General features: G+C 62.3%; 23 protein-coding genes and 1 pseudogene. 10 read left to right on the top strand and 14 right to left on the bottom strand.

Going from position 1 to position 21,043, the window contains the following annotated elements; translation table 11 throughout:
• Positions 1–17: 17 nt before the first annotated feature.
• A complete protein-coding gene (locus AC1DDS_RS02120) occupies positions 18–404 on the top strand; it encodes an antitoxin Xre/MbcA/ParS toxin-binding domain-containing protein (protein WP_477477375.1) in 387 nt (128 codons plus the stop codon).
• Positions 364–1,122 (top strand): RES family NAD+ phosphorylase, encoded by a 759-nt coding sequence (locus tag AC1DDS_RS02115; protein ID WP_477477374.1) that lies wholly within the window; start codon positions 364–366, stop codon positions 1,120–1,122. Before AC1DDS_RS02120 ends, AC1DDS_RS02115 begins: the two co-directional genes overlap by 41 nt.
• A gap of 112 nt (positions 1,123–1,234) precedes the next feature.
• Here the strand turns inward: AC1DDS_RS02115 and AC1DDS_RS02110 are convergent, their stop codons facing one another.
• From AC1DDS_RS02110 to AC1DDS_RS02095, 4 genes are all read right to left on the bottom strand, one after another.
• A complete protein-coding gene (locus AC1DDS_RS02110; RefSeq protein ID WP_477477373.1) occupies positions 1,235–2,755 on the bottom strand; it encodes an ABC-F family ATP-binding cassette domain-containing protein in 1,521 nt (506 codons plus the stop codon).
• A 330-nt stretch (positions 2,756–3,085) separates the two neighbouring features.
• Positions 3,086–3,760, bottom strand: coding sequence for a YoaK family protein (locus AC1DDS_RS02105; RefSeq protein WP_310414572.1), 675 nt, complete (start codon positions 3,758–3,760; stop codon positions 3,086–3,088).
• 166 nt (positions 3,761–3,926) lie between these two features.
• Positions 3,927–4,214, bottom strand: a complete 288-nt coding sequence (locus AC1DDS_RS02100) for a DUF4242 domain-containing protein (RefSeq protein WP_477477372.1) — start codon at positions 4,212–4,214, stop codon at positions 3,927–3,929.
• 146 nt (positions 4,215–4,360) lie between these two features.
• Entirely contained in the window at positions 4,361–5,914 is a 1,554-nt protein-coding gene (locus tag AC1DDS_RS02095; RefSeq protein ID WP_477477746.1) for a helicase HerA-like C-terminal domain-containing protein, read from the bottom strand.
• Positions 5,915–6,142: 228 nt separating this feature from the next.
• On the opposite strand from AC1DDS_RS02095, the gene AC1DDS_RS02090 reads away from it, so the two are divergent.
• Positions 6,143–6,526, top strand: coding sequence for a hypothetical protein (locus tag AC1DDS_RS02090; RefSeq protein WP_477477371.1), 384 nt, complete (start codon positions 6,143–6,145; stop codon positions 6,524–6,526).
• Positions 6,527–6,644: 118 nt separating this feature from the next.
• Here AC1DDS_RS02090 and AC1DDS_RS02085 read toward each other — a convergent pair whose 3' ends face one another.
• Together AC1DDS_RS02085 and AC1DDS_RS02080 are read right to left on the bottom strand one after the other, a co-directional pair.
• Positions 6,645–7,016 carry a DUF4260 domain-containing protein gene (locus AC1DDS_RS02085; protein ID WP_477477370.1) on the bottom strand — a complete coding sequence of 124 codons (372 nt, stop codon included), beginning with the start codon at positions 7,014–7,016 and terminating at the stop codon, positions 6,645–6,647.
• A gap of 78 nt (positions 7,017–7,094) precedes the next feature.
• Positions 7,095–8,255 (bottom strand): MFS transporter, encoded by a 1,161-nt coding sequence (locus AC1DDS_RS02080; protein ID WP_477477369.1) that lies wholly within the window; start codon positions 8,253–8,255, stop codon positions 7,095–7,097.
• Positions 8,256–8,643: 388 nt separating this feature from the next.
• Between AC1DDS_RS02080 and AC1DDS_RS02075 the strand changes: the two genes are divergently transcribed.
• Entirely contained in the window at positions 8,644–9,375 is a 732-nt protein-coding gene (locus AC1DDS_RS02075) for a pentapeptide repeat-containing protein (RefSeq protein ID WP_477477368.1), read from the top strand.
• Positions 9,376–9,436: 61 nt separating this feature from the next.
• Here AC1DDS_RS02075 and tam read toward each other — a convergent pair whose 3' ends face one another.
• Complete coding sequence (gene tam / locus AC1DDS_RS02070; protein ID WP_477477367.1) at positions 9,437–10,207, bottom strand: trans-aconitate 2-methyltransferase; 771 nt, start codon at positions 10,205–10,207, stop codon at positions 9,437–9,439.
• 29 nt (positions 10,208–10,236) lie between these two features.
• Positions 10,237–10,890 (bottom strand): haloacid dehalogenase type II, encoded by a 654-nt coding sequence (locus tag AC1DDS_RS02065; RefSeq protein WP_310414551.1) that lies wholly within the window; start codon positions 10,888–10,890, stop codon positions 10,237–10,239.
• A gap of 458 nt (positions 10,891–11,348) precedes the next feature.
• Here AC1DDS_RS02065 and AC1DDS_RS02060 point away from each other — a divergent pair, with 458 nt between their 5' ends.
• The 3 genes from AC1DDS_RS02060 to AC1DDS_RS02050 all read left to right on the top strand — a co-directional run bounded on the left by AC1DDS_RS02060 (position 11,349) and on the right by AC1DDS_RS02050 (position 12,391).
• Complete coding sequence (locus AC1DDS_RS02060; protein WP_310414548.1) at positions 11,349–11,558, top strand: cold-shock protein; 210 nt, start codon at positions 11,349–11,351, stop codon at positions 11,556–11,558.
• Positions 11,559–11,937: 379 nt separating this feature from the next.
• Positions 11,938–12,180 carry a 30S ribosomal protein S21 gene (rpsU, locus tag AC1DDS_RS02055; RefSeq protein WP_477477366.1) on the top strand — a complete coding sequence of 81 codons (243 nt, stop codon included), beginning with the start codon at positions 11,938–11,940 and terminating at the stop codon, positions 12,178–12,180.
• Between the two features lie 13 nt (positions 12,181–12,193).
• Entirely contained in the window at positions 12,194–12,391 is a 198-nt protein-coding gene (locus AC1DDS_RS02050) for a hypothetical protein (RefSeq protein WP_477477365.1), read from the top strand.
• Positions 12,392–12,777: 386 nt separating this feature from the next.
• Here AC1DDS_RS02050 and AC1DDS_RS02045 read toward each other — a convergent pair whose 3' ends face one another.
• The 6 genes and pseudogenes from AC1DDS_RS02045 to AC1DDS_RS02020 all read right to left on the bottom strand — a co-directional run bounded on the left by AC1DDS_RS02045 (position 12,778) and on the right by AC1DDS_RS02020 (position 18,391).
• Positions 12,778–15,000, bottom strand: a complete 2,223-nt coding sequence (locus tag AC1DDS_RS02045; protein ID WP_477477364.1) for a M10 family metallopeptidase C-terminal domain-containing protein — start codon at positions 14,998–15,000, stop codon at positions 12,778–12,780.
• A 245-nt stretch (positions 15,001–15,245) separates the two neighbouring features.
• Positions 15,246–15,431 (bottom strand): annotated as a pseudogene (locus AC1DDS_RS02040) (hypothetical protein); the annotation flags it as partial.
• Between the two features lie 88 nt (positions 15,432–15,519).
• The gene (locus tag AC1DDS_RS02035; RefSeq protein ID WP_477477363.1) at positions 15,520–15,966 is read right to left on the bottom strand and encodes a thioesterase family protein; all 447 of its coding nucleotides are present in this window, start codon (positions 15,964–15,966) and stop codon (positions 15,520–15,522) included.
• The gene (locus tag AC1DDS_RS02030) at positions 15,963–16,730 is read right to left on the bottom strand and encodes a class I SAM-dependent methyltransferase (protein ID WP_477477362.1); all 768 of its coding nucleotides are present in this window, start codon (positions 16,728–16,730) and stop codon (positions 15,963–15,965) included. The genes AC1DDS_RS02035 and AC1DDS_RS02030 overlap by 4 nt, the downstream gene beginning before the upstream one ends.
• On the bottom strand, positions 16,727–17,203 hold the full coding sequence (locus AC1DDS_RS02025) for a MarR family winged helix-turn-helix transcriptional regulator (RefSeq protein WP_477477361.1): 477 nt from the start codon (positions 17,201–17,203) through the stop codon (positions 16,727–16,729). The genes AC1DDS_RS02030 and AC1DDS_RS02025 overlap by 4 nt, the downstream gene beginning before the upstream one ends.
• Positions 17,204–17,350: 147 nt before the next feature.
• Complete coding sequence (locus tag AC1DDS_RS02020) at positions 17,351–18,391, bottom strand: zinc-dependent alcohol dehydrogenase family protein (RefSeq protein WP_477477360.1); 1,041 nt, start codon at positions 18,389–18,391, stop codon at positions 17,351–17,353.
• A gap of 194 nt (positions 18,392–18,585) precedes the next feature.
• Between AC1DDS_RS02020 and AC1DDS_RS02015 the strand changes: the two genes are divergently transcribed.
• From AC1DDS_RS02015 to AC1DDS_RS02005, 3 genes are all read left to right on the top strand, one after another.
• Complete coding sequence (locus tag AC1DDS_RS02015; protein WP_477477359.1) at positions 18,586–19,467, top strand: branched-chain amino acid aminotransferase; 882 nt, start codon at positions 18,586–18,588, stop codon at positions 19,465–19,467.
• A 360-nt stretch (positions 19,468–19,827) separates the two neighbouring features.
• Positions 19,828–20,430: a superoxide dismutase gene (locus tag AC1DDS_RS02010; RefSeq protein WP_477477358.1), complete on the top strand. Its 603-nt coding sequence runs from the start codon at positions 19,828–19,830 to the stop codon at positions 20,428–20,430.
• Between the two features lie 232 nt (positions 20,431–20,662).
• Complete coding sequence (locus tag AC1DDS_RS02005) at positions 20,663–21,040, top strand: DUF4440 domain-containing protein (protein ID WP_477477357.1); 378 nt, start codon at positions 20,663–20,665, stop codon at positions 21,038–21,040.
• The last annotated feature ends 3 nt before the right edge of the window (positions 21,041–21,043 follow it).

Here is a 21,043-nt window from a genome sequence, read left to right as displayed (position 1 = left end):
AGGAAAGGAGAATTGCGATGTTCGCGCTCGATATCAGGCAGGCTTCCGCGCCGGCAAGCGAGGGGGCGGTCATCACCAAGGCAGCGGTGCGCGCCGCAGAGCGGCTCGGCCTTTCGGCCCGCGTGCTGGCGGGCGTGCTCGGTCTTTCCGAGGCAAGCGTGTCGCGCATGCGCAGGGACGATTTCACGCTGGAGCGCGGCAGCAAGCCGTTCGAGCTCGCCGTCCTCCTCGTCCGTCTCTTCCGGTCGCTCGACGCCATCACCGGTGGCGATGAGACTGTCGCGCGGGCCTGGATGGCCGCCGAAAATCGCGTCCTCGGCGGTCGGCCTATCGAGCGTATTACCTCCATTTCCGGCCTTACCGATGTCCTTGCCTATCTGGACGCCCGACGCGCTCTCGTCTGAGGCGCGCGCCTTCGCCAGACCGGTCTGGCGGCTGGTGGAAGCGCAGCATCGCGTCTCGACGCTGAAGCTCGTCGATACGCTGGAGGAACAGGCGCTGCTCGAGGGTTTGCTTGAGGAGAGCAAGCCCGCGCTGCCACCCGAATGCGAAGGCCTCGATTACCTGCTCGCGACACCCTTCCGCTACGGGGCGATCTATCCGCATGGCTCGCGGTTCCGCCGGGCCGGGCGCACGCTGGGTGTCTTCTATGCCGCAGAAGCGGTAACGACCGCTCTTGCCGAGATGGCGTTTTACCGGCTGCTGTTCTACGCGGAATCGCCCGAAACGCCATTTCCCGCAAATGCCGCCGACTATACCGCGTTCTCGGCCGCGGTCAGCACGAAGGCCGCACTCGACCTGACGATGCCGCCGCTCGTTCGCGATCACCCGCACTGGAGCGATCCGACCGACTATGCCGCCTGCCAGGCGCTCGCGGACGCTGCCCGGGACGCCAAGATCGAAGCAATCCGATACCGCTCGGTGCGCGATCCCGAAGGTGGCGCAAATGTTGCGCTCCTTTCGGCCCGTGTCTTCGCCGAGCCGAAGCCGTTGGAGCGCCAGACCTGGCGCATCCGGCTTTCGACCTACGGCGTGCAGGCGATCTGCGATTTTCCCAATTTGCGGATCGAGTTCTCGCGCGCCGATTTCGGCAACGATCCGCGTCTCGATCGCTCCGGTTGAAGCCCAGAGCGTGGGCCAAACACCAAAGCCCAATGCGCGACAGGCGAATCCAGGAGATCGCAGCCGCGCATTGGTAGGCGGGATCGCAGGCAAGGCGACCGCCGGGTGGATGCTACGCCCTCAGTCCCGCAGCCGCAAAGAACGCCTCCGGTCCCTCGACCTCGATCAGTTTCCGCCGCTTGATCATCCAGAAGCGGTTGGCGACGGCGCGCACGAAGCTCCGGTCGTGCGAGACGAACAGGCAGCTTGCCTCATGTGCCGTCAGTTCGCCTTCCAGTGCCTCCTGGCCCTCGATGTCGAGGTGGTTGGTCGGCTCGTCGAGCAGGTAGAAGTTCGGGTTCGTCAGCCGCAGCACCAGCATGCCCAGTCGTGCCTTCTGGCCGCCGGAAAGCCGGCCGATCGGCTGCCCCTGCATCTCGATCGTGATGCCGACGCCGACAAGAAGCGAGCGCGCCCGCTGGTCGCCGATGTCGAAGCGCCGGATGATCGTGGCAAGCGGTGTCTCGTCGTCGGCAAGGTCGGCGAGCGCCTGGTCGCCGTAGCCAAGCACGAGGCTGGGTGTCGCCTTGATGCCGGCAACGCTAGAGCCTTCGATCGCCCTGCGCAGCGCCGAGACGAGCCGCGTCTTGCCCGCTCCGTTGTGACCGAGCAGCACGATGCGGTCGTCCTGGCAGATGAACTGCTTGCCGGTGCGAAACAGCAGTGTGCCGTCCGGCGTTTCGATCGCCGCATCCTCCAGCGTCACCAGCACCTTGGCATGGGTGCCGCGATTGACCAGCCGGATGGCACCGGCCGAGCGTTCGAGATGGGCAGGCCTGGCCGCGTTTTCGAGCTTTTCCGCTCGCTGCTTCAGTTGCTTGGTCTTCACGACGAGCAGGTCGGAGCCGGAATTGATGCCGATGTTGTTGAGTTTGGCCGCCTGCTGGCGCAGCTGCGAGGCTTGTTTCATGTCGCGCTGGTGGCGCCGTTCGTCTGCGGCATCGGTCTCGTCGAGCGCTGCCCTGGCGCGCGAGTAGGGCAGGGCAAAGACCTGCGACCGCTCGGGCCGCAGAAACAGCGTCCGATTGGTCGTGGCGTCGAGAAAGGCGCGGTCGTGGCTGGAGATGACGACGGGCACCTCGCGCGGCAGGGCGTTAAGCCATTCTTCCAGTTGCACGATACGGCCGAGGTCCAGATGGTTCGTAGGCTCGTCGAGCAGGAGCACGTCCGGTTCCGTGACCCAGGTGCGGGCCAGAAGCGCCAGCCGCTGCCAGCCGCCGCTGAGCTGTGACAGCGGGCGCGTGCGGAACGCCTCGGGCACCTCGAGCGATTCCAGCACCACATCGACGCGCCAGCTTTCATGCTCGGCCTGGTCGGCGGGCAGCGCTCCAAGAACCGCCGCGTGGAACGTCTCGCCGAGCAGAGCTGGCGACACGTTCTGTTCGACGTGGCCGATGGTCAGCCCGCGCGCCTTAGTGATCTCACCTTCGCCGGGCTCCAGATCACCGGAGATGCAGCGAAAGAGCGTCGACTTGCCCCGGCCGTTTGCCGCGACGAGACCGACGCGGTCGCCGGCGTTGGCGGAGAGGTTGAGGCCGGAAAAGAGCGGCGTGCCGAGGGTGACGCCGAGATTGCGGATATTGATGAGCGACATGTTCGATCCCTGATCGAAAGTCCGAGCAAACGCCGCATCGAGGGCCGCAGCCATCTTCGAAGACAGGCGCGTTCAGGCTCGGAAGCATTGGAAGTTGCGCACGTCGCATATGGACGCACGCTGCCACGAGGGGCAGACCAGGGAGGTGTCGAGAAATCGGTCTCTGGTCAGCCCTGCAAACGCATCTGCAGGGCAAGATCGGGACCATGCGTAAGATTGGGCAGGAAATCGAAATTCACGTCCGCCCTCCTTTCGCGCGGGTTGGTTGATGGGGCGTGAAATAACATCGCAAGCGCGAAAATGCAATCGGTTGGTCTGCTTTGCCCGTTCTCACCGCAGCAGGAAGCGGACAGACCAGCGCCGGGGGATGAGGATCGAGGCGGCGGTGACGAGGGCGGCGATGATGAAGGGTGCCCATGCAGCCGCGCCCGCCTCGTATTGCTGCAGCGTGGCGCCGGCGACCGCACCGGCCAGCATGCCGCTCCACGGCACGAGCTGGACGAACAACTGACTGCTGCGCCCGCCCAGGATCCAGCGCCCGAGGCCGCGGCCGAAGCGCGACAGGCCGCCGGTGACATAGGTCAGGCCGATCGGCAATCCCTCGATCTGCTCGACGGCCGCGTTGATCGTTCCCATGGCGAAGATCAGCAGCAGGAACCGGGCCTCCCGGAAATCCGGAACGACGGCGGATGCCGCAAGCAGCAGGGTCACGCACAGAAGGACGCCATGCGACCGGAAGCGGCTGGCGATGATCACCCCGACGCCGTTGCCAAGCACGAAGGCAGTGAGCCCGGCCAACAGCAGGAGCGCTCTGGACATGTCGCTTTGCGCGATCGCGACGGCGGCGCGGGTGGTGTTGCCGCTCATGAACGAGACGAACTCGCCGACGGCCATCAGCCCGATCGCGTCGGTCATGCCGGCGAGGAAAGAGATGGCCGCGACGAGCGCGAGCCCGACAGAACTTCGTTGGCGCCGGATCAGGCGCCGGCGCCGCGCGACGGTCATGCGGGAATCGGTCCGGTTTTGTGTTTGCCCGAGCTAACCAGAGGCAACGGGTTGTTGCAAGTCACGCAGCCGCCGTGACCTTCGTCGCCGCATCGTCCGCGTCCCAACGGTGCGTTCCGCCAGCGCGCCACGGCCGCCTGCCGGTTTTCTGCGGTCGCGCGGGCTACTAGCCCATCTTGCCGCCCGTCTCTGTCGTCGGGCCGATAATGGCAGTCACCTCCGTCACCTTGTCGGCCGGAAAGCCGCCGAGCCTGGCGTGCTCGCGAATGACGTCCGCACTTTCCGCCTCGTGCACGCAGTAGAATTTGTCACCGGCGACGTAACTCGTGATCCACTTGTAGGGCTTGTCGAGGTCCCGCACGGCCTTGTTCGACGTGGCGGAGATGTTGCAGAGCTGGTCTGAGCTCAGCTTGTCCGCACCGGGGATCTCTCGCTCGATGATGAAGGTAGGCATCCTGCAACCCTCCTCGCGGTTCGATGAGGAACAACAACGCTCCTCATTGGCCCGCGAGTCAATCGGTTCGTGAAGCTGCGCCGCGATGCAATCGTCCTGGAGGCAAACAGTCGCGGCCACGGTTGCGCGCCTCATCGTTCGCAGCGCTACCGCCGCAGGCTGCCCAGGATGCCGCGGACGATGGCGCGGCCGAGCGAGTTGGCGACGCTGCGGGCGGCGGATTTCATCGCAGCCTCCACCACTGTCTCCCGCTGGTAGCCGGAGCGGCCCTTCGGCTTCGCCGTGCCGGAGGGCGTCGTCGGCTCGTCGTCGCCAAAACCCGGCAGCGTCCAGCGGCTGCCGCCGTTCTGCGGCTGTTGCGCTGCCTCCTGTTCGGCCTGCTGCTGCGTCTCGATCTTCTTCGCTCGCGCTGCCAGGATTTCGTAGGCCGATTCCCGGTCGAAATCCTCGTCGTAGAGGCCGGAGACCGGGCTGACCTTCATCACGTTGGCGCGCTCCGCATCGCTCAGCGGCCCGACACGCGAGGCCGGCGGACGGATCAGCGTGCGCTCGACCATCGACGGTATACCCTTGCCTTCCAGCGTCGAGACCAGCGCCTCGCCGGTGCCGAGCTGGGTGATGACGGTGGCGCAGTCGAAATCCGGGTTGGGGCGGAACGTGTCGGCGGCGGTCTTCACCGCCTTCTGCTCGCGCGGCGTATAGGCGCGCAGTGCGTGCTGCACCCGGTTGCCGAGCTGGGCCAGCACCGTCTCGGGCACGTCGAGCGGGTTCTGCGTGACGAAGTAGACGCCGACGCCCTTCGAGCGGATCAGGCGCACGACCTGTTCGACGCGCTCGATCAGCACCTTCGGCGCGTCGTTGAAGAGCAGGTGCGCCTCGTCGAAGAAGAAGACGAGCCGCGGCTTTTCGGGATCGCCCACTTCCGGCAACTCCTCGAACAGCTCGGAAAGCAGCCAGAGCAGGAAGGTCCCGTAAAGCCGCGGGTTCATCATCAGCTTGTCGGCGGCCAGCACCGAAATCGCGCCGCGGCCGTCGTTGGTGGTGCGCATGATGTCGGAGATCTTCAAGGCGGGCTCGCCGAAGAAGTGCTGTGCGCCCTGCTGCTCCAAAATTAGCAGTTCGCGCTGGATCGAGCCGACGGAGGCCTTCGAGATGAAGCCGAACTGGTTGGAAAGCTGGGTGGCGTTCTCGCCCATGTAGTTCAGCAGAGCCTGCAGGTCCTTCAGGTCGAGCAGCGGCAGGCCGCCCTGGTCGGCGATCTTGAAGGCGATGTTGAGCACGCCCTCCTGCGCGTCGGAGGCGTTCATCAGCCGCGACAGGAGCAGTGGTCCCATCTCGGTCATGGTCGTGCGGACGCGATGGCCCTTCTCGCCATAGAGGTCCCAGAAGATCACCGGGAATTCCTGGAAATCATAGGGCTGAAGACCGATCTCCTCGGCGCGCTTGAGGAGGAAGTCCTTCGCTTCGCCCATGGCGCCGATACCGGAAAGGTCGCCCTTCACGTCGGCGCAGAACACTGGGACGCCGGCATTGGAGAAGCCCTCGGCCAGGACCTGCAGGGTGACCGTCTTGCCGGTGCCGGTCGCCCCGGTCACGAGCCCGTGCCGGTTACCGAACTTCAGTTCGAGATATTCCGGCTTGTTGATGGAGTTGTCGGGTTTGCGGCTGGTGCCGACGAAGAGCTTGCCGTCCTGAAGCATGGATTCGCTCACTGAAGTATCTCCCTTGTCCGCACAGCCCGGTCACGCCGAGCAGGCGCCGCATGCCAATCGTCATTTGAATCGTCTCTGGAACTTTATAAGGTGGTTGCGGAACTTCAACACCTGTCGTGATAGCCAGGGGCCGGATTACGATGCCCGTCGCTTGAGTTGGTTGAACGTTTCACCCAACGTTGACGTAAACGTCAAATACAAATCGGAGAATTTTCCATGAACGATCTCGTCAACCGCGTTGCCGAAAATGTCGGCATCGAGCCAGCGACCGCCGAAAAAGCCATCGGCATGATGCTTGGCTTCCTGCAGCGCGAAGCCGCCGAGGGGCCGGTGGCGCAGATGATCGAAGCCATTCCGGGTGCCTCCGATCTGGTCGCGAAATACAATGGCGAAGGCTCCGGCGGCCTGCTCGGCGGGCTGATGAACGCCATGGGCGGCGGAGTGATGGCGCTCGGCCAGCAGTTGATGAGCCAGGGCCTCGGCATGGGCGAGATCACCGGCCTTGCCAAGGAGACGATCGCCATTGCGCGCGAGTATGCCGGCAGCGATGTGGTGGACGAGGTCGTCGGATCCGTGCCGGGTCTCGGCCAGTTCGTCTGAGCCATTGGTGGTAGCAAGGCAGGAGAGGGCGGGCTTGGGTCCGCCCTTTCGCATTTCCGGGAACCTTCGACCGGCGGTTGGCGGGGATGGCGGCGCGTGCGGCTGCGATACGGTCGCCCTACGGCTGCTTCCCGATCCGGCCGAGGTGCGTAATGGCAAAGCCTTCCTGCGACTTCAGGCCATAGCCGAGCATGCGGTCGAAACCGGAATGCGCCAGCCAGAGAGCGCCGAGCACGGCAACGATCGGCGACGGCATCATCCAGCCGATCGCCAGCAAGGCAGCGCCAAAGGCATAGATGTGGACCGCGTTATAGCAGAACGCCCCCGCCCTCGGTCCAAGAAGATAGCCGAAGAAGCTCAGATCGGGCGCAAAGAAGATCAGAACGGCGCCCCACCACGGCACCGTGTCGTTCATCTGCCAGAGGAACGCGAGGCTGACCGCAAGCATGATGCCTCCCTCAACCCGCTGCCACAAGACGGCTCGAACCATGGTCAAATCCCGATTGACGCGTTTGCTTTGGTGGAGGCAAGTGTCCGGCCTTAGCGCGCAAGGCCGCGGTTCAGGCGACTACCGTCGCCTGCCCAGCAGGAACGCAAAAGCGAAGATGGCCATCGCCGTACCGACGGACAGTGGCACGGCATCCGGCCCGCCGACCTCCATGATGGCGCCGGTGAGGCTCGAACCGGCACCGCTGCCAACGGCGTAGATCAGCGCATAGGCGGCGCTCCCGGCGACCAGCATGCTGCCGCGGTAGTTCTCGCCGAGCATGGTCAGCGCGCAGGTGTAGAGCGAAAAGCTCGCCGTTCCCATCATCGCAAAGGCGCACAGGATCAGGGCGGGCGCATCGAGGAAGGGGATGGCGAGATAGCTGGCCGCGGCGACGAAGGCGGTGCCGGTGGCGACCGAATGGCGTGGCAGCCGGTCCAGCGCATAGCCGATGAGCGGTTGTGCAAGCGCGGTCGGCAGTGCCAGCACCGTGACGCTGATTGCCGCGAACGCCTCGGAATGGCCGGTGCGGACGAAATAGACCGGCATGGTCGAGATCGCGGCGATGTCGGCGAAGCCGAAGGCGAAGACCATCGCGATCAGCATCGGCGCATGGCGGAAAAAGCGGAAGAGATCGCGTGTCGAGGACGGTTCCGGCACCGTTCGCGTCGAATACATCAGCATCGCCGTGGCAAAGGCGACCAGCGCAAGGTAGACCGCCGTCAGCGCAAACCCGAAGCCGCCGTCCGTACCAAACAGCGGAATGGCGAGCGGACCGGCGGCAAAGCCGGCGCAGATCGAGGCCCCGTAGATGCCCGAGACGCGTCCCCGAATCCGGTCGGGGCAGGCGACGTTGAGCCACGCCTCGCTGAGCATGAAGATCAGGCTGGCGCAGAAACCCAGCAGGAACCGGGCAATGAACCAGACGGGCATCGAGGAGAAGGTGGCGAAGGCGGCGAGGCAGAGAGAGCAGCCGATCAGACCGGCGATGATCAGGTGGTTGGCGCGGAAACGCTGTGTCAGCCGGCCCAGCATCAGCGTCGCCGCGCCCAGCCCCATGGCGAAACCGACGGCGTTGACGCCGATCATCGTCGACGAGACGCCGCGCGCCTCCAGCACCAGCGAGATCAGCGGATAGGTGACGCCCTGTGCCACCGAGAACGCGGTGACACCGAGGACCACGGCGACGATCGCCGGCCAGTCGGGCATGGAATGGGCCTGAATGGCCTGTTCGGACTGCATGGGAACTCCCTGGGCCGCCTTTGCGGCGGCAGAAGCATTATCCGAGTGCGGTTGCATAAGGAATGCCCTCGCCGCAATGGTCGTAAAAATTTCACACGCCGGATGCGTCACGTGCCCGCGGCACCGACGGAGGGTTGGCTCGGTCGGCCGGTGGCCGATTCCCAAGACTCCGCTTTAACTTTGCAGCCCGCTGTGCGTACAGTGCGTCCGGTGTCCGGTGCATTCCTGCCGAAGGCGGATACCGTCTCTAAGCCAAGACACGCGAAAAGCCAGTGATCACGACCAGCGAACAGGCCCGACCAAGACATACACGCGTAAAGCCAGAGACCGCAACAATCGAATAGGCCCGGCGACGACGTGCTTTGGGTGCGCATTCGGAGCGATTTTGATGTACGGACCGCATGGACGCGCAAAAGGAAACGTCCCCCGGGGTGCCCTCGGCCACGCCCTGGGCATCGCTCTGGCGCTTGCGACGCTGACGCCGGCCGCGGCAGGCGCCGCCGACTGCTCCGCTTTGCCCCGGCCCGGCATTGACTGGAGCGAATGTACCAAAAGGGCGATCATACTGCAGGGAAGGGATTTTCAGGGGGCCAATCTGTCGGGCGCCGATCTGATGTTCACCGACCTCAGCAACACGAACATTAGCGCGGCCAACCTCGAGAAGGCCGCGCTGGCGCGGGCATGGTTTACCGGCGCCGCCGCCGAGAAGGCCAACTTCAACCGCATCGAGGGTTTTCGTACCGGGTTCGACAAGGTGTCGGCGCCTGGCGCAACCTTCGCTTCGGCGGAATTGCAGCGCGCCAGTTTCAGGGGCGCGGTTCTGACCGGGGCAAATTTCGAGAAGGCCGAGCTGGGACGGGCCGACTTTACCGGCGCAGTCCTCACCGGCGCGCGCTTCCCATACGCCAATCTCTCCCGCGCCGACCTGAGCAAGGCCTCTTTTGAGGGGGGGCTCGATTTCGCGCACGCGTTTCTGTTCCTCACCCGGATCGAGGGACTGGACCTGTCGGCCTCGACGGGCCTGGAACAGGAACAGATCGATCTCGCTTGCGGTAACGCCGCAACGAAGCTGCCTCCCGGCTTCACAGCATCGCCGGACTGGCCGTGCCCGTTTGACTGAGCATGTCACCCGCGCTGCGGACCGGTTTGGGTCTCCAAAGCCGATTGGCGAGACCGCCGGATCACCCCTTGACGGCGACTATGAACAGGCGCGGGAACCGCAGCAGCACGCGCCCGTCGGCGGTTTTCGGATAGGCCCTCTCCAGCCTCTGCCGGTAGGCCTCGAGGAAGGGCTCCTGCTGATCATGCGGGAGTTTTGCCAGATAGGGGCGAATGCCGGTGCCCTTGACCCATTCCACGATCGCTGCCGCATCCGCCATCGGATGATTGTAGATCGTGTGCCAGATGTCGATGCGCGCAGCCTTGGCGTTCAGCGCGTTGTAATAGGCCAGAGTCGGGGGAAGCGGCGCACGGCGCGGATGATCCGCCGAAAAATGGGCGGCCCAGCGCGGATCTTCGGAGGTTGCATCCATTTCGGTGTGGTTCGGCTCGCCGCGGTTGTCCGGCATCTGCACGGCCAGCACGCCGCCGGGAACGAGATGGTCCATCAGCTGCGCGAAAACCGAAACATGCTCAGGCACCCACTGAAACACCGCATTGGCAAAGAGCAACGCCGTCGGCTGCGGCGGGCTCCAGCGTGCGAGATCGCCGTGCTCGAAGCGATTTTCCGGGAGGCGCTTGCGTGCCGCCGCCAGCATGTCCGCATCGCTGTCAATGCCCACGACCTGTCGATCCGGAAAGCGTGCGATCACCAGCTCGGTCGAGTTGCCGGGGCCGCAGCCGAGATCGTAGGCGATGCCGGCCGGCAGTTCGGGCACCTGCGCCAGCAGGTCGCGCGCCGCCCGCGTCCGCTCGTCCTCGAACTTCACATACTGCGCCGCCGACCATGCCATGCGTGACCCCGCTTGCTGCCTGCGTGTGACTATTCCAGCGCTTCCAGCGTCGGCAGAATCAGCGATGGGCCGAGGTCGGGATACTCGTCCGGCATGCCCGTGCGATTGATCCAGACGGTGCGGAAGCCGAATTTCGTCGCACCCGCGACGTCCCAGCGGTTCGACGACTGGAAAGACACCGCGTTCGGATAGAGACGGTAGTTCGTCGTCACCATGTCGTAGACGGCGGGTGCGGTCTTGTAGGTTTTCAGCGCATCGACCGAGAAAACGTCGTCGATGACGGTGTCGAGCGCTGCATTGGCGACTGCCGACTTCAGCATGGCGGGCGAGCCGTTGGAAAGGATTGCGACACGTGCGCCGCGTGCCTTCAGCGCCCGCAGCACGGCGGGCACTTCCGGATAGCAATCGAGCTTCCAGTAGGCGTCGAGCAGCTTCGGCCGCAACGCCGGATCGACGCCGGGAATGCGTTGGAAGGTGTGGTCCAGCGCCTCCTCCGTCAGTTGCCAGAAATCCCTGTAGGCGCCCATCAGTGCCCGGGTCCAGGAATACTCGAGTTGCTTGGCCCGCCACATCTCGGAAAAGCGCTGGTATTCCGGCCCAACATCGCCCGCATGGCGGCGCACCGCCGCATGCACGTCGAACAGCGTGCCATAGGCATCGAACACATAGGCTGCGTGAGACACGCCATTTCCTCCAAAAACGCTTTCATTCCAAATCATTAGCGCCCGATCATGTCAACATTGGGTGCAATGCACAATATGGCGGGCGGTGGGGAAGCGGTTATGTGGAAAACGAACGTTGTTGTCGCCTTCTGGCCCGATGCGGACCTCGAACAATATTTCGCCAAATATCACGGAATAGAATCTGACCCTGGCGGTGAAGATGCATGAAAGCCGCACCTGAGCGGAAAATAAACTTGCGAGCAAAAGCAGGTTCTTATTGGCTCTTTTCAGGACCGGACGGCTCAGAAAAATGTCCGCTCCATTGCCAAATTAGAAATTGAGGCTATATTCTCCCTATCGACCATTGCTTGTGACGTCGTTCCCGAGCGAGACGCTCCCGACGGATTTCCTCTCAAAAATCGATCTAATCCCGCAAGGTAACGTGGGAACCACAACGATTGCTTCGAAAGGAAATCGTTATGAATACTGGAACCGTAAAGTGGTTCAATGCAACCAAGGGCTTTGGCTTCATTCAGCCCGATGACGGCAGCACGGACGTCTTCGTTCATATCTCGGCCGTCGAGCGCGCAGGTATGCGTTCGCTGAACGATGGCCAGAAGGTCCGGTACGACATCGTGCAGGACCGGAAGTCAGGCAAAAGCTCCGCCGACAACCTTCAGGCGGTATGAATTTGTCGTTCGCTCTCGCTGACCACGGATGTACTGGCAGCAGAGACGAGTGACTGGAGAGGTCGGGTTCACGCCCGACCTTTTGTTTGATGGCCATGGAAGACCCGGGTGCTTTGGAACGCCCAGCCGGAAGGCCTCGGACGAATCGTGTCCGAGTTGCCCGAAGCGCTGGGATCGCCTCGATGCAGAGCGCGGTTTCAGAACGAGAATGAAGCATTGGCCAGGATGAAATCGATCCGGCTGTGTCGCCGGCACGCGCAGGTGGTGCAAAAACCGCGGCGTCGGATGGTGAAACGAACTGGTCCAATCGGAATTGCTGGATCAATCCAAATTCCATCAGGACCAGGAAATAGCAGTTGTGACTGCGAAAGGAGATATTGTGCAGGTTATCGTCAGGGACAATAATATTGAACAGGCCATTCGCGTCTTGAAGAAGAGAATGCAGCGAGAAGGTCTGTTCCGGGAAATGCGTGCGCGCACCGCCTATGAAAAGCCGTCCGAAAAGCGCGCGCGTGAAAAGGCGGAGGGGATCCGGCGCACCCGCAAGCTCGCGCGTAAGAAGGCGCAACGCGAAGGTTTGTTGCCGGCCCCCAAACGGAAGGTGGCAGCGAGACCTCGCTGATATGGAGGAGAGCATGGCAGCAACCAAAGATCAGTTTTTCAAGCCGGCGAAGCCCACAGGGCATGACAAGGCCGCACACACGCACTCGGTTGTCCAGAGTATCGTTGCCGCCGAAGCTGCGGCACGCGAAAAGAAGACCGAAAGGCTCCGCGCGCTTCGCCTCGCTCAACCGCCCAAACCAAACCAGCCTGGTTCCAAGAAGCGGGTGTAGGCCGGCAATCAGTCGGGCAATCCTCCTTTTGAAAGTGCCGACGCGCGGCCGGCGGCACGCGTGACGGCCAGCGCGACGAGTGGGCCATCTGGGCGCCATGCACCCGATGAAAATGCTCCGTTAGAACCGGGTGATCACGCTGTCTGCCGTCGGAGCTCGGCAGTGCGACGACGAAGCGGTCGCGCCGCAATGCCATAGGACAGCGTGGACCGTGTTGCGGCTGGCGATCCGGCCTTTTCCACCGCCCGACCACCAGCCGGATCGGCTTCAATCCTTGGCCCTTTGTGAACTTAAACGTGCCGCAGGCGTCAGAAGGCTGCGCAGGGTAATCTACGATCTGTTGCCGATGCGGCAAACTCCCGACTGACGATCCTTGGCCGCCTCCTTCAGACAATCCAGAAATGATCGTGACCAATAGCGGCTTGATTGGTCAGTCTGGCGAAGACAACCCCGTCCTCTCCGCCGACGCCGTCCTTGTCATATGAGAGCAGTCCGCTCGCCAAGTCGTAGATGATCCTGTCATCGGCATCGATTGCAGCAACACCCAGGCGGAACTGGTCGAATGTCAGCTTGTCGCCAGCCGGGCCAAGGTCGAAGAACCGTGAGGCGAGATGGAAGCGATCCTCCAGGATGTTGAAGTCCGTTATCGTATCCACATTCACACCGCCTGGGGCGGTGTCGAACACAAAAATATCGGCCCCGGCTCCGCCAGTCAGGGTATCTTTTCCAAGCCCACCGATGAGGACATCGTCGCCGGCACCTCCCGATATGACGTCGTTTCCTGCGCCGCCGCTAAGTTGGTTGTTTCCCGCGTTGCCAGTGATCGTGTTGTTGAGAGAATTGCCTGTCCCCGACAGGTTCTTGGAGCCAAGAAGCACCAGATTCTCGACCGAGCCCTTGACCGTAGCGCTTTGCGCCAGGCTGAACGAAATGGATGACCTGACGGTGTCCGTTCCATTGGAGCCACGCAGGCTTTCATCAACGACGTCTCCAGCGTTGTCGACATGGTAGGTATCGCTACCTGATCCGCCACGCATCGTATCGCGACCCAGGCCCCCATTTAGCGTGTCGTTGCCAGCATTTCCCGTGAGCAGATTAGCGCCCGAATTCCCGGTAATCGTGTTGTGAAGGGAGTTGCCGGTGCCCGCTATGTTGGCCGTACCAGTCAAGGTGAGGTGTTCAACGGCCCCCTTGACGACCTTCGTGTTGGCGAGACTAAACGAGATAGAAGAGCGGATCGTGTCGGATCCGTTCGAGCCGCTCAGGCTTTCGTCGACAACATCACCGGTGCTGTCGACATAGTAAGTGTCGTTGCCCGAACCGCCACGCATCGTGTCGCGGCCAGCACCACCCTTGAGGACGTCATTGCCCGCATTCCCCGAAAGCACATTGCTGCCGGAGTTGCCGACAATTGTGTTGTTCAGCGCGTTGCCTGTGCCAGAAAGGGCGCGTGATCCCAGGAGGGTGAGGTTCTCGACAGAGCCCTTGATGGCCTTCGTGTTTGCCAAGCTGAATGAGATGGATGACCTGACGGTATCTGTTCCATCTGATCCGCGGACGCTCTCATCGACAATATCGCCGGAGTCGTTGACGTAATAGGTGTCGTTACCCTTGCGACCGTACATCGTATCGCGGCCGACGCCGCCATTCAGCACGTTGGCAACAGAATTGCCGATCAAGGTGTCATTGCCATTGCCGCCGATGGCATTCTCGATGATGACGGCAGGTCCGATCGTCACCGTCGCGCGCGATGATTTGCCGGATGAAAAATGAATGCGCTCGCTGAGGTTGCTGAACTTGCCAGGGTTGAGGTTGATCGTGCTGCTCTCGATGCCGCTATATGCGATGGTATCAACGCCACCGGTATCGTTGATCGCCTCCCAGTATCTGGTTCCGTCTTTAAATGTGTAAGTATTGTTTCCGCTGTTGACCGACAGGTTCTTGCCGTAAATCGCCTGCATTGCCAGAAGGTCGTAATACATGGGAGTTGTCGGGTAGAAAGATGCGTAGTTATCTTGGTATCCGGACCATGGCGACGCCGTATAACTCATGACGGTATTGAAGTAGTTATCCAGTTTTGAAGGCATCGCTGTGTATTCAAAGGAATGCTTCAGGCCGAGCGCGTGCCCAATTTCATGCAGGATTATCAAATAATCATAAGACCCCTTCTTGAGGTCGCCAATATTCTTGTTGAAGTGAGTGGTATTGAACCAGACGTCACCGGCAGATGGATCGCTCCATGGGTAATACGCATGAGCGGCTGACCAGTCGTCCATGGTGCTGCTCTTGGTGAAACGGAATTCGCCGACCACAGTTGCGTTGTCGGCTACCTCCTTGAATTTGACGTTTCCCGCGCCAGACCAAGCTTTCAGGGCATATTTGACATAAGTAATCTCGGTGCCGGTCAAGGGAGATTTGCCAGCCAACTCTCCTTCAATTGAGTAATTGCTGGCGAATTTTGACCCCCTGACCGGGAAACTATAGGTGATGGTAACGCCGGTCCCCAGCGCGCCGCCCCACTTATATCCACTTCCGAGCCATCCTGCCTGTCCAATGAGGGAAGGCGTATAGAATCCAACATCGAGCTCATTCGTTCTGTATGTTGCCACCTAAGTAATTCCCTGCATTATGAATTGCTAAAATGAATCAAGCGATTGAGAGCAATCTGCTACGTTCACAACCTGGACGCAAGTCTGTCGTATATCTCAGATCCATCCTGGCGCTCGACGCCAACAGATTCAGGAATGCGGGAGCCGGCGACTTCGGTCATGCCCGCGAACTGTGGACGCGAGAGGCCAGCGAACTCACCATTCATTTTGATACGCCGCCGTGGTCGGAAGCTTCAGCGAGGCGTTCAGGTTAAAAAGGGCATGATATCCATGCCGTCGCTGGGAAAGACGGTAATGTGGGGTGGTCGTGGAAAAGCCTTGCGGCGGCATCAGCGGTTTCAGCCTCAACCACCAGATAGCCGCAGAATGGATTTTACAGCTGCGGTGACACCGTTCCTTGTGATGCGCATCGTCTTTCCCACCATGCCGCCCACTGTGCGATGACGATGGCATCGGCGCGAAACATGGAATGACCGCTTCGGGGCGCAAAGCCGACGTGTGCTCTGGTGCCAACACCCTTCAACGAGAGGCCGCAGCGGCCGCAGACTTCTCACCAAGCCTCTTCATGAAGCGGTCCACATCAATGACGGTGCGCTGATGCGTTCCCTCTCCGATGACACCGGCATCATCGCGGCACGTTACTTTAAACAGGAGCGACTTTCCCTCGACCTCGATCAACTCAATTTCGGCGATGAAGGTCATCCCGACAGGTGTTGCGGCGACGTGACTGACGTCGACATGTGTGCCAACAGTGCGTTGCCCCGGGTTGAGGAAGGGGCGAAGGCCCTGCACACACGTCTGCTCGATGAAGGCGATCATGATCGCAGTCGCCAGAACCGGCGGCATGTCACGGAAACCGGGCCAGGAGTCGTCGATCTCCGGCACAGTATGGATTGGAGCAACGAAGAGGCGCTCCACATGACGTAGCCCGACAGAGAGCGGTGGGAGCGTGTTGGACGGGCTCATAGTTTCCCCAAGCGCATGTTGATCGGCCAGGAAATCGGCAGCTTCCTTGCGGGACTACCCCAAAGAGCGGAGATGTCGCGCACGAAGTCTTCCAGAATGTCGTCGCGCCCAGCGTCATTGACACGCCGGACGGCGGACCAGGTCGACACATAACCCAGCAATTCTCCGAGCTCCCAAATTCGATCTATCGTCATTTCGGGATACGACATTTCCTCGAACGGAAACTCGATGTCGGCATATCCGGAATCCACAAGCTTGCGTTCCGGCGGCCAATAGGGGCCGATTTCACGTTTGTAGAACCTATCGAACCGGTCGTGCAGGTCAGACGGCGTAAGCCGCATCACGCCATAGCTGATCAATGCGATGACAGCGCGGTCGTCTGCTACGCGCCGTGCCTCCTCGTAGAATCGCGGGCGGTCGAACCAGTGGGCCGCCTGTGCTGCAGTGATCAAACTCGCGCTCCTGTCAGGCAGCGGAAGCTGCTCCGCAGGTGCGCAAAGATAGTCGATGTTCGCGTTCCTATGCGCGTTCGCGATCTGGTCTTCACTGGGATCAATCCCAACCACACTGTTGAAGTGGTCCGCGAGCTGTCGGGTCAGTTGCCCATTTCCGCATCCGACATCCACTGCGCAGCCCCGTCCGTCAACGATTTGTGCCAGGAAGCTCGCAAGGGCCGCGGGGTACTCGGGCCTGAACAACGCGTAGGTGCTTCCTCCCGTGTCGAACCAGTTCTTCCCGGTTGTCATCTCGGCGTTCCCAGTCATGAATCTTTCCTGCACTTTTCTGCGTCCGCCAAGCGATCCGCGAAACCCCGCCTTTCCAGTGCGGTTGCGAGGCTTCCCAGAGTTTTCAGAACCGGAAACCCGATCTCCGCCTCAAGCTCGCCAATGGCACGGAATGTGACGTCCCAATGCGGTTCCAACCTCTTGAGAAGTTCGGCGCCGTGCTTGGTCAGCTTGAGGCCACTCTTGCGCCCATCATCCAACGCATGCCGAACGACCAACCCGTCCTTCAGCATCAGGCTCACCGTTTGGCTGATCGCCCCTTGGGTGAGGCTGCTGGCGGTCGTAATCTCGGTCACCGTCACGGCTCCGGCGCTGAGCGCGCGCAGCACAGGCGTGTAGCGGGGACGATAATCAATATCGAGCGCCCGATAGCGTTCGGCGGCACCTTGTTCGACAAGCTCACCAACATAGCGGAGGAGTTCGCCCAAACCGGGTTTGTCATTCTTGCTCATAGCAAGTGGAGATACATTAGCGCTAATGTAATTTCAAGTGGACCTCTGACAGCGGACGAGGATCGATGGCCGCCGCGGCGGGTGGCAGGCTGCACGAGCAATGAGCATTGGCGGCATTCGGCCACCAACTTCCGTCGCGGAGCCGGTCTAGAATCGCGTGATCACGCTGATGCCGAGGTCGGTGGCCGTGTCCATCGCCATCAGCGCCGGCACGGCCTCTTCCAGGCTGATCTCGCGGCCGATCAGCTTTTCCGGCTGCAGTTTGCCGGCCGCCATCATCGACAGCATCGCGTCGTAGCGCCAGGCCTGCATGCCGTGGCTACCGTAGATTTCCAGTTCGTGACCGATCACCTGCGCCATCGGAATCTGCGGCGTTGCGTGCTCACCGAGCATCAACCCGACCTGGACGTGGCGGCCGCGCCGGCGCAGGTTCTTGATCGAGTTGAAGCAGGTTGCGGGCGAGCCGAGCGCGTCGATCGAGGCATGCGCGCCGCCGCCGGTGATCTCGCGCACCGCTTCCGCCACGTCCACGACGTCGCGGGCATTGATCGCTGCGACCGCGCCCATCTTGCGCGCGAAGGCGAGCTTTTCTTCGGAGATGTCGATCGCGACCGGGTTGGCGCCGAGCGCAGCCGCGATCATGATCGCCGACAGGCCGACGCCGCCGCAGCCGTGTACCGCAACCCACTCGCCGCCCTTCACCTTCGCCTGGTCGCAGACGGCGCGGAACGAGGTGGCAAACCGGCAGCCGAGGCTCGCCGCGGTGGCGTAGGAGACGCTTTCCGGCAGGTGCACGAGGTTCTGGTCGGCGTAGTCGAGCGCGACATACTCGGCAAACGAGCCCCAGTGGGTGAAGCCCGGCTGGAACTGCTCCTCGCAGACCTGCTGGTTGCCCGAGCGGCATTCGTGGCAATGGCCGCAGCCGGAGACGAAGGGCACCGTCACCCGGTCGCCGGCCTTGAAGCGCATCACCCCCTTGCCGGCGGCAAGCACCGTGCCGGCAAGCTCATGGCCGGGCACATGCGGCAGGCGGATGTCCGCGTCGTGGCCCATCCAGCCGTGCCAGTCGCTGCGGCAAAGCCCGGTCGCCTCCACCTTGATCACCACGCCGTTAGGGGTCGGCGCCGGGTCGGGCAGGGTACGGATCTCCGGTGCAGCGCTGAAGGCTTCGTAGTACATCGCTTTCATGGAAATGCCCCTCTTTTTCGCTTTTGGTCATCTATGCCATGCCGCCCTTGCGCGTGCCACCGGCGCATCCATGACAATGGCTGATGCATCCATTCAAGATCGTGAGTGGACAGCGCCCGCCAATTGGTTCAGGCCATTGGCAGCTTGACCCGCATCGCCGGGCCGGCCTTGATCGGCCAGAAGGAGACCTGAACATGGCAGTCGATACATCCCCGCGCACCCCGACCTGGACCTATGTCGAAGGCGAATGGATTGCCGGCAACCCGCCGTTGATCGGGCCAATGTCGCATGCGATGTGGCTCGCCTCCACCGTGTTCGATGGTGCCCGCTGGTTCGACGGCATCGCCCCCGACCTCGACCTGCACTGCCAGCGCGTCAACCGCTCCGCCGTCAACCTCGGCATGAAGGCGACGATGAACGCCGAGGAGATCCAGGGCCTCGCCTGGGAAGGCGTCAAGAAGTTCGATGGCAAGACCGCGATCTACGTCAAGCCGATGTACTGGGCCGAGCACGGCTCGTTCAGCGTCGTCGCGGCCGATCCCGAATCGACCCGGTTTGCGCTCTGCCTGTTCGAGGCGCCCTTGGGCGACGGCAAGACCGGCGAGGCGCTGACCGTCTCGCCCTTCCGCCGTCCGACCAAGGAATGCATGCCGACCGACGCCAAGGCCGGCTGCCTCTATCCGAACAACGCCCGCATCCTCGTCGAGGCGAAAAGCCGCGGCTTCGGCAACGCGCTGGTGCGCGACATGCTGGGCAACGTCGCCGAGACCGGCACCTCCAACATCTTCATGGTCAAGGATGGCGTCGTCTTCACGCCCACCGCCAACCACACCTTCCTGGCCGGCATCACGCGCTCGCGTGTCATCGGCCTGCTGCGCCAGGGCGGCTTCGACGTCCGGGAAACGACGCTGACGGTGGACGATTTTGCGGCCGCCGACGAGATCTTCACCTCCGGCAACTATTCCAAGGTCCTGCCCATCCACCGCCTCGACGACCGTCAGCTGCAGACCGGGCCGGTGACCGCGAAGGCGCGCGAGATCTATTTCGACTGGGCACGTTCCAGCGCGAAGGGATAAGCTTCCAGCCGTCATCCCGGCCCCGAGCCGGGATCCAGCGCGCGCAAGTCCTTGCGCGCCAAAAACTCCTTCGCTTCTACCGCATGAGATGCATCACTCACCGCGCCGACGCGCGGTGGCTGGATGCCGGATCAGGTCCGGCATGACGGGGAACGCGGACGTGCCGTGGCCACCTGCGGGATCAGTCCGCTAATGTCGGTCGGCAGGCCGCCTGCCGCGCTCCGACCCCCGCTCCGGAAATGAAATTGCTGGCAAAGCGCAAATTTTGACATGCAACCGGTTGTCTGCGACAGGTCGGCCCCCTATGTTCCAGTCTACGGATTTCATTGAAAAAATTCCGGACGCAAGAGGAGATACGCTATGGCCTTCGAACTTCCGCCGCTGCCCTACGACTACGACGCGCTTGTCCCGTTCATGTCGCGCGAGACGCTGGAGTATCATCACGACAAGCACCACAAGGCCTATGTCGACAACGGCAACAAGCTGGCCGAGGAGGCCGGTCTTTCCAACCTGACGCTGGAAGAGATCGTCAAGAAGTCCTACGGCACCAACCAGGGCCTCTTCAACAATGCCGGCCAGCACTACAACCACATCCATTTCTGGAAGTGGATGAAGAAGGGCGGCGGCGGCAAGAGCCTGCCGGGCGCGCTGCAGAAGGCGTTCGACAGCGACCTCGGCGGTTACGACAAGTTCAAGGCCGACTTCATCGCCGCCGGCACGACCCAGTTCGGCTCCGGCTGGGCCTGGCTGTCGGTCAAGGACGGCAAGCTCGCCATCTCCAAGACCCCGAACGGCGAGAACCCGCTCGTGCACGGCGCTTCGCCGATCCTCGGCGTCGACGTCTGGGAGCACTCCTATTACATCGACTACCGCAACGCCCGCCCGAAGTACCTGGAAGCCTTCGTCGACAGCCTGATCAACTGGGACTACGTGCTGGAAATGTACGAAGCGGCGACGAAGTAAGGTCGGTCGACCTGCCGTTTTCGATGGAGCCCCGGTCGCAAGCCCGGGGCTTCGTCGTTTTGAGGAGCTCACGCCGCGCGATGCGGGGATGGTCGCGGCGGCAAGCAATTGCCCAATCAAGGGCTTGCCGTCAAAAGCGGAATCGGACCCGCATCTCTGATGCGGCCGAACAGGTCGAGAAGGTTTCGTGCTACAATTTATGCGTTGGGGCCGGGCGATCAGGGAGGCTTCCATGACCTTGAACGACACGATCAAAGAGATGACGCAGCGTTATGCAGCGGCGCTGAACACGGCCGGAGCCGTTGGTGTCGGCGATTTCTTCGATGACGATGCCGACCTGTTGCCGCCGGGGCCGGACAACCTGAAGGGGCGAGCCGCCATCCAGGCCTTCTGGGCCGCGGCGACCGAGGTGTTCGGCGAGCCGAGGTTGACGACGACCGATGTTGCTGAGATCGCCCCGGGATGTGCCCGCGAGATCGGCACCTATGCGGCGCAGGTGAAGGCCACCGGTGCTGCCGTCGGCGGCAAATACGTCTTCATCTGGCGGAAGATCGACGGAAAATGGAAGATCTGGACCGATATCTGGACCTCGCATCAGGGGCAGACGTGAGCG

This window comes from Mycoplana sp. 10N416, from assembly GCF_056394765.1.
Note: the sequence above shows the minus strand (reverse complement) of the source record. Positions and strands in the feature narration are given on the sequence as shown.

Bases quoted from the DNA above. Each gene is read 5' to 3' on its own strand.
- AC1DDS_RS02090 (WP_477477371.1), top strand. From the start codon at position 6,143: ATGAACGATCTCGTCAACCGCGTTGCCGAAAATGTCGGCATCGAGCCA.
- AC1DDS_RS02075 (WP_477477368.1), top strand. From the start codon at position 8,644: ATGTACGGACCGCATGGACGCGCAAAAGGAAACGTCCCCCGGGGTGCC.
- AC1DDS_RS02050 (WP_477477365.1), top strand. From the start codon at position 12,194: ATGGCAGCAACCAAAGATCAGTTTTTCAAGCCGGCGAAGCCCACAGGG.
- AC1DDS_RS02005 (WP_477477357.1), top strand. From the start codon at position 20,663: ATGACCTTGAACGACACGATCAAAGAGATGACGCAGCGTTATGCAGCG.
- AC1DDS_RS02015 (WP_477477359.1), top strand. From the start codon at position 18,586: ATGGCAGTCGATACATCCCCGCGCACCCCGACCTGGACCTATGTCGAA.
- tam (WP_477477367.1), bottom strand. From the start codon at position 10,207: ATGGCATGGTCGGCGGCGCAGTATGTGAAGTTCGAGGACGAGCGGACG.
- AC1DDS_RS02060 (WP_310414548.1), top strand. From the start codon at position 11,349: ATGAATACTGGAACCGTAAAGTGGTTCAATGCAACCAAGGGCTTTGGC.
- AC1DDS_RS02115 (WP_477477374.1), top strand. From the start codon at position 364: ATGTCCTTGCCTATCTGGACGCCCGACGCGCTCTCGTCTGAGGCGCGC.
- AC1DDS_RS02105 (WP_310414572.1), bottom strand. From the start codon at position 3,760: ATGACCGTCGCGCGGCGCCGGCGCCTGATCCGGCGCCAACGAAGTTCT.
- AC1DDS_RS02085 (WP_477477370.1), bottom strand. From the start codon at position 7,016: ATGGTTCGAGCCGTCTTGTGGCAGCGGGTTGAGGGAGGCATCATGCTT.
- AC1DDS_RS02030 (WP_477477362.1), bottom strand. From the start codon at position 16,730: ATGACTGGGAACGCCGAGATGACAACCGGGAAGAACTGGTTCGACACG.
- AC1DDS_RS02110 (WP_477477373.1), bottom strand. From the start codon at position 2,755: ATGTCGCTCATCAATATCCGCAATCTCGGCGTCACCCTCGGCACGCCG.
- AC1DDS_RS02095 (WP_477477746.1), bottom strand. From the start codon at position 5,914: ATGCTTCAGGACGGCAAGCTCTTCGTCGGCACCAGCCGCAAACCCGAC.
- AC1DDS_RS02025 (WP_477477361.1), bottom strand. From the start codon at position 17,203: ATGAGCAAGAATGACAAACCCGGTTTGGGCGAACTCCTCCGCTATGTT.
- AC1DDS_RS02020 (WP_477477360.1), bottom strand. From the start codon at position 18,391: ATGAAAGCGATGTACTACGAAGCCTTCAGCGCTGCACCGGAGATCCGT.
- AC1DDS_RS02100 (WP_477477372.1), bottom strand. From the start codon at position 4,214: ATGCCTACCTTCATCATCGAGCGAGAGATCCCCGGTGCGGACAAGCTG.
- AC1DDS_RS02010 (WP_477477358.1), top strand. From the start codon at position 19,828: ATGGCCTTCGAACTTCCGCCGCTGCCCTACGACTACGACGCGCTTGTC.
- AC1DDS_RS02035 (WP_477477363.1), bottom strand. From the start codon at position 15,966: ATGAGCCCGTCCAACACGCTCCCACCGCTCTCTGTCGGGCTACGTCAT.
- AC1DDS_RS02080 (WP_477477369.1), bottom strand. From the start codon at position 8,255: ATGCAGTCCGAACAGGCCATTCAGGCCCATTCCATGCCCGACTGGCCG.
- AC1DDS_RS02120 (WP_477477375.1), top strand. From the start codon at position 18: ATGTTCGCGCTCGATATCAGGCAGGCTTCCGCGCCGGCAAGCGAGGGG.